The organism is Candidatus Villigracilis sp., assembly GCF_057083605.1.
This window is the reverse complement of record NZ_JBXMTI010000138.1, coordinates 1-5,209: the sequence shown is the minus strand read 5'-3', so window position 1 is coordinate 5,209 and position 5,209 is coordinate 1. Positions and strand designations below refer to the sequence as shown.

6 protein-coding genes are annotated in these 5,209 nt (G+C 47.6%); 2 read left to right on the top strand and 4 right to left on the bottom strand.

The window, feature by feature from the left end:
- On the top strand, positions 1 to 343 hold a 343-nt coding region (locus tag AC14M5_RS20620), incomplete at its 5' end, for a glycosyltransferase (protein ID WP_484031601.1).
- Positions 344 to 353: 10 nt separating this feature from the next.
- Positions 354 to 548, top strand: a complete 195-nt coding sequence (locus tag AC14M5_RS20615) for a hypothetical protein (RefSeq protein WP_484031600.1) — start codon at positions 354 to 356, stop codon at positions 546 to 548.
- Between the two features lie 100 nt (positions 549 to 648).
- On the opposite strand, the gene AC14M5_RS20610 is transcribed toward AC14M5_RS20615, so the two are convergent.
- The 4 genes from AC14M5_RS20610 to AC14M5_RS20595 all read right to left on the bottom strand — a co-directional run bounded on the left by AC14M5_RS20610 (position 649) and on the right by AC14M5_RS20595 (position 5,117).
- The gene (locus AC14M5_RS20610) at positions 649 to 1,485 is read right to left on the bottom strand and encodes a class I SAM-dependent methyltransferase (protein ID WP_484031599.1); all 837 of its coding nucleotides are present in this window, start codon (positions 1,483 to 1,485) and stop codon (positions 649 to 651) included.
- 71 nt (positions 1,486 to 1,556) lie between these two features.
- Positions 1,557 to 2,822, bottom strand: coding sequence for an MFS transporter (locus AC14M5_RS20605; RefSeq protein WP_484031598.1), 1,266 nt, complete (start codon positions 2,820 to 2,822; stop codon positions 1,557 to 1,559).
- 235 nt (positions 2,823 to 3,057) lie between these two features.
- Complete coding sequence (locus AC14M5_RS20600) at positions 3,058 to 3,420, bottom strand: response regulator (RefSeq protein WP_484031597.1); 363 nt, start codon at positions 3,418 to 3,420, stop codon at positions 3,058 to 3,060.
- Positions 3,421 to 3,434: 14 nt separating this feature from the next.
- Positions 3,435 to 5,117, bottom strand: coding sequence for a sensor histidine kinase (locus AC14M5_RS20595; RefSeq protein WP_484031596.1), 1,683 nt, complete (start codon positions 5,115 to 5,117; stop codon positions 3,435 to 3,437).
- Positions 5,118 to 5,209 lie beyond the last annotated feature (92 nt).

Below are 5,209 nucleotides of genomic sequence, written 5' to 3'. Positions count from 1 at the left end.
TGCCCCTTACGATTGGCTGTTTCCACGAATGGCGATGGTGATTCATCATGGCGGTTCAGGCACAACTGCCTTTGGTCTTCGCTCTGGGATACCATCCTGCATTGTGTCGTTTGTATTTGACCAACACTATTGGGGGGAACAGATTGCGGAGTTAGGTGTAGGTCCTAAACCTATTCGATATAAGGAACTGACTGCCAAGCGCCTGCTGGAAGCTATTCACTTGGGAGTCGGCAATCCCCAAGTAAAACAAAAAGCCTTTGAACTTGGGCAAAGGATTCGAGCAGAAAAAGGAATTGAAAATGCGCTGAACGTGTTTGAAAAAATGTTGCAAACTGCCGATTAGTGAACGCTACATGGAAGCCTTTATCGCAGCAGGAGGTGAATACCAATGGCATGTAATTGCGCAGGGCACAGACGGAAGCGAGATTTGTAATAGTGAACTCTTTACCTTTGTTAAACCTGCCTACGAAAACCCAAGAGCTGGTGGCAACGACAATAACAGTGATGATGGCGATAATAATCCTCAACCAGCCGAGAGCTACCGATGAGTAGCAGCTGTGAAGGGGAAAATTTCCAAGTCCTTGTTTGTTGCAGGATGATCAGCCATTTCAAACTAACAGGAATTAACTGTTCTGTACAATGGCATGATCATTTATATGCAATGATCCCCAACTCATCAACCGCGAATTCTTTTTGACAGTTTATGCATTTTAGATTGCCAGTTGCCTGATATTCCACTTTCATCTGCTTGCAATTGGAACAAACCAGTACATCAGTTATGGATTTGTAACCAACTGAATTTGACTTGCCTGGTTTGCGCGCAAAGACACGGTCAAATACGCGCCACCAGGGGGTGATTTCAACTTCGGTAAAACCAGCGTTTTGCAGGAGCGCTTTGAAGTCATCTGCTCCTACTACTTTGGCTTTGCGCCCTGATGCTTCGGTGCCGCGAGAGGTAAGGAAGACACCGCCTGGGTGAAGGAGTCGCATAATCTCTACCAGGGGCGTTTTCATTTCGGGCATCACTTCCAGAGCTTCCATGCAGGCGATTGCGTCAAAAGAACCGTCAGGGAAAGGCAAAGGGAATTGCTCATATTGCATGAGTTCGACAGCTTCATTTTTATTGGCAAGCTTTCTCGCAGCCTTTTCCAACATGCCCTGTGAAATATCCACTGCAACGATGTGACCGTTGAAACCCGCTTCGTTCATCAGTGCGAAAGGCAGACGGCCTGTACCTGTGGCGACATCCAAAATAAAGGGAGCGGGGTTATCAACAAGAGCAGCCATTAATGGCTTCGCCAGAAACTCTGCATCCTGCTGTTGACTCTCGCGCTTGCCCTTGTCATATTTTTCAGCCCAGCGATCATAGAGCCAGGCTTGTATGCGCGGTGAAAGGTGCGTGCCTTCATAGAAATATATCTCACGATCCACGAAGACAAACAGTATAACGAGCACTATAACCACAATAACAATTGACAGCCACATATTTTTATCCTTTAATTTTCATGTCGTTGCGAGGGCGATAGCCCGAAGCAATCTCATTGTTCAACAGAAATTTATCCTATGTTTTGGTCAGGCAGAATGGCTTCGGCATTTCGAAGCGAGGGCACGGAGAACCCGAATAAAAAGGCAGAGGCTCCACACAAGCCTGCAATAATGAGCAGCGCAGAATAATTATTGTTGAATAAATTCGGGAAGACGCCCCGGTCAGCCAGCCAGCCTGAGGCGGCAGTGCCAAATAGGAACGGGACTTGCACTAAGAGCCTGCGCACTGAGAGCACACGTCCCTGCACACCCAGCTCCACTTTGGATTGCCAGACTGCAAGATTCCCGCCTTCCACAAACGGCTCGAAGAAAGCGAACAGGAAACTTGCGACAGCCCAGATCATTACGCCTCTTCCAAAGCCCAGGCCTGCCACACCTAACAGACAAGCTCCCACTCCCCCAAGCAGGATGCTATAAATCCGCTTGCGCGGGCCTCCCCAAATACTCAATAGCACGCCACCAACAATCCCTCCAAATGCACCGCTTGATTGTATGCCTGCCAGCATACTCTTGCTGCCCGTGAAGCTCAGGATCATGGGAGTCATCAACGTAGCACCTATGGCAAGAAAGAAATTCGTGAACATGAACAAGATGATCAATGCGCGTAAACTGGGGCGGGAGTAAATGTAGTGGAAGCCGAAAGAGACCTCTCGCAAGAATCCGCTTTGGGTTGAGCGAGCAGCTACCAGCGGAGTCGGAGGCGGGATCTTAATCCACAACAATGCGGAAAATGCGACGAGGAATGTGATGATGTCCAATATCATAATTCCGTCAATCTTAATTTTTGGAAGCAAGAGGGCGGCTGTGATGGGCGCCATGATGGCGGCAAAGGCTTGCGCGAGTCCCATCATGCCTTCGGCGCGGGCGTAGTGTTCTTTGGGAAGCATGACGGTGGTAAGGGTGATATAGGAGGGATATTGAAATGCGGTGAAAATGCCCGTGAGCAGGCCGAGCAGATATATATGCCAAAGTTCGAGGGAGTTGTTTATGTAAAGTAAGAATGCAATCAGAGTGGCGATGGCGCTGGCCATGTCGCTCAACATTAGAGTGAGTTTGCGATTCCAACGGTCAACGAGCGCGCCTACGAATGGGCTAAAAATAAGCGAGGGCAGAAAGGTAAAGAAACTGACATAAGCCAGGGATGAGGCTTTGCCTGTTTTCTCCCAAACCCAAATGGTGAATGCGAACCAGGTCATGGCGCTGCCGATGATCGACACCGCCTGACCAAGCCATAGAATGCTAAAGGCTTGCATTGCTTTCGATTGTGGATTTGTCATTTGCTGGCGGTAAAGCTAAAAAATTCTTTTTAACACGAAGGCACAAAGGAGTTTTTAGAGACAGTTTCTTAAAAGCTTTTTACCACAGCCCAGAGGGTAATAAGACCACAAAGATCACGGAGAAAACACTTTTAAAACCTCTGTAGACTCTGTGATCTCTGTGGTTAATGTTCTTACTTCGCATTTAAAATTCAGTCTCGAACGACTAAAGTCGTTACTACAATTTAGCGCAGAATTATTGATGAGGGAAGAGCCTTGAAGAGAGATCACGCAATTGTGTAAAGGAGATGGGTTTGATCAACACAAGGTCTGCATGGCCACGCATGTTCTCGCCCATTTGGGCATCGGCAGTGGCCACCACCACCCTGGTCTTATTCAATCTCGCGTCTGCACGAATTTGTCTCAATAAAATATTTCCAGGTACATGGGGAATGTGCATATCCAGAACAACCACGGCAGGGATAAGGTGCTTTAGGCGTTCCTCCGCAACCTGGCCGTCGCCGATAATTTCAGTTTCGTACCCAGCTGCATTGAGGGCCTGACTGAAAATTTCAGACAGGTCCTGATCGTCTTCGATGATTAATGCAAGTGTATTCATTTATTTATTTGCTCCTATTGTGTATTGAGAGGCAGGGAAACTGTAAAAACGCTGCCAGCGCCGACCTGGCTGGCTACTACGATAGTACCACCCATTAGTTCGGTCAACTGCTTCACAATCGATAACCCCAACCCCACCCCGCCATGTTTCCTGGTTGCCGAACCTTCAACCTGTCGAAAAGTATCAAAGACATAGTCTATGGCTTCCGGGGGAATGCCTTCTCCTCTATCAGTCACCTGGATCTGCCATTTCTGATCCCCCATCCGTCCAATGGAGACTCGCACTTCCTTACCCTTATCTGAAAACTTGAAGGCATTGTTTGTCAGGTTGATCATGATCTGTTGCAAGCGCTGGGGGTCGCCGTTGAGGGTATTAGGCATATCTGTGGCTAATTCCGTGTGTAGTTTAATCCCCTTGCTTTCCGCAATTTTTTCCATAGTTTCCCGCAGGTCGGTCAACAAATCGGCTGGTTTGCATGGCACATAATTGATCTTCATTCTGCCAGATTGGATTTGGGCCTGATCCAGAAGTTCACTGACAATAGACAACAGACGCTGTGTGTTATCCATAATGCGCACAGAAGCCTTACGCTGGTTCTCGTTCACGGGCCCATAGACAGTCTCCTTGATCATCTCGGCAAATCCGAGGATCGCATTGAGCGGTGTTCGCAATTCATGGGATACCACGGCGAGAAACGTATCTTTCATTTTTTCAAGCTCAGCTTCACGAGTAATATCTCGGAAGACGGCCACCGTCCCCATAGACTGACTATTGACGTCCTTCACTTCTGCCGCATTAACAGACAAGGTCTTGCGCCCCCAATTCACGCGGAAAGTTGGTACGCTCCCCGACTGGCTGAATATTTCGCTGATACGGCCTCGCTGCTCCACCGGGAGCCCTTCTGAATTAACCAGGCTTGCGATTTCCTGCCCGATAATGGATTCCTGCGTTTTCCCCGTTAAAGATGTAATGGACGGATTGGCAACGATGGCTGTCCTGTTCTTGTCAAACACAACCACACCATCCGCAATACTATTTAGGATCGCCTCGCGCTGACTGGCTTGCGCCGCTTCACGTGAAAGAGATTCGGATAACTCGCGTGTGCGCTCAATAACGCGCTGATCCAATTCGGCGTTGATGACACGGAGTTCGAGCAGGGCTTGCTCTAGGTTGCGCGAGGAAAGCCAGGAGATAAGCGCCAGCATGAAGAAGCCGACAATCGCAGTAATATTGGGTACCGTGTCTGACTGGTTTGCCAAAGCAGTGACGATGAGTGTATTAATAAATGCAAAAAAGAAACTGCTGGTAGGCGCGAGAATTAAGCTGGATATTGCAATAGGGATGGTGAAAATGAATAGTGAGCGTCCATTTGATAATTGTTCGGGGGTGTCGCTGAAAGTCGAAACTGTTACAAGAAGTAACAGCAAGAGCAATGACGCCACTCGACTAGAGCGTTTATTTAATTGAATTATCCCCAAACTTGCAAAAACCGCAACGCCTGCACTAATCACAGTCAATTGATTGTCTTGCTGTCGCCACTTTTCGGGATTATTGAACAAAAACACAAGAATTGCCACCAATGCAAGCAATGATAGTACCAAGAGCCCAAACGATAAAGTACCTACAATTCCACGCCTGCGTATTTCATCAGGATCATTTCTATCTGGTGTTATGAAATTAGTGAGTGTTGACCGCATATTTATTGGTCTCCTTGAATAACCGAACAATTAAAATAACAAGCGACTTTATAAAACATTATTATTCTTCATCCGCCAAAGTTAATGCACTC

Excerpts from the sequence above, each read along its gene's own strand:
- AC14M5_RS20615 (WP_484031600.1), top strand. The coding sequence starts at position 354 with ATGGAAGCCTTTATCGCAGCAGGAGGTGAATACCAATGGCATGTAATT.
- AC14M5_RS20610 (WP_484031599.1), bottom strand. The coding sequence starts at position 1,485 with ATGTGGCTGTCAATTGTTATTGTGGTTATAGTGCTCGTTATACTGTTT.
- AC14M5_RS20605 (WP_484031598.1), bottom strand. The coding sequence starts at position 2,822 with ATGACAAATCCACAATCGAAAGCAATGCAAGCCTTTAGCATTCTATGG.
- AC14M5_RS20600 (WP_484031597.1), bottom strand. The coding sequence starts at position 3,420 with ATGAATACACTTGCATTAATCATCGAAGACGATCAGGACCTGTCTGAA.
- AC14M5_RS20595 (WP_484031596.1), bottom strand. The coding sequence starts at position 5,117 with ATGCGGTCAACACTCACTAATTTCATAACACCAGATAGAAATGATCCT.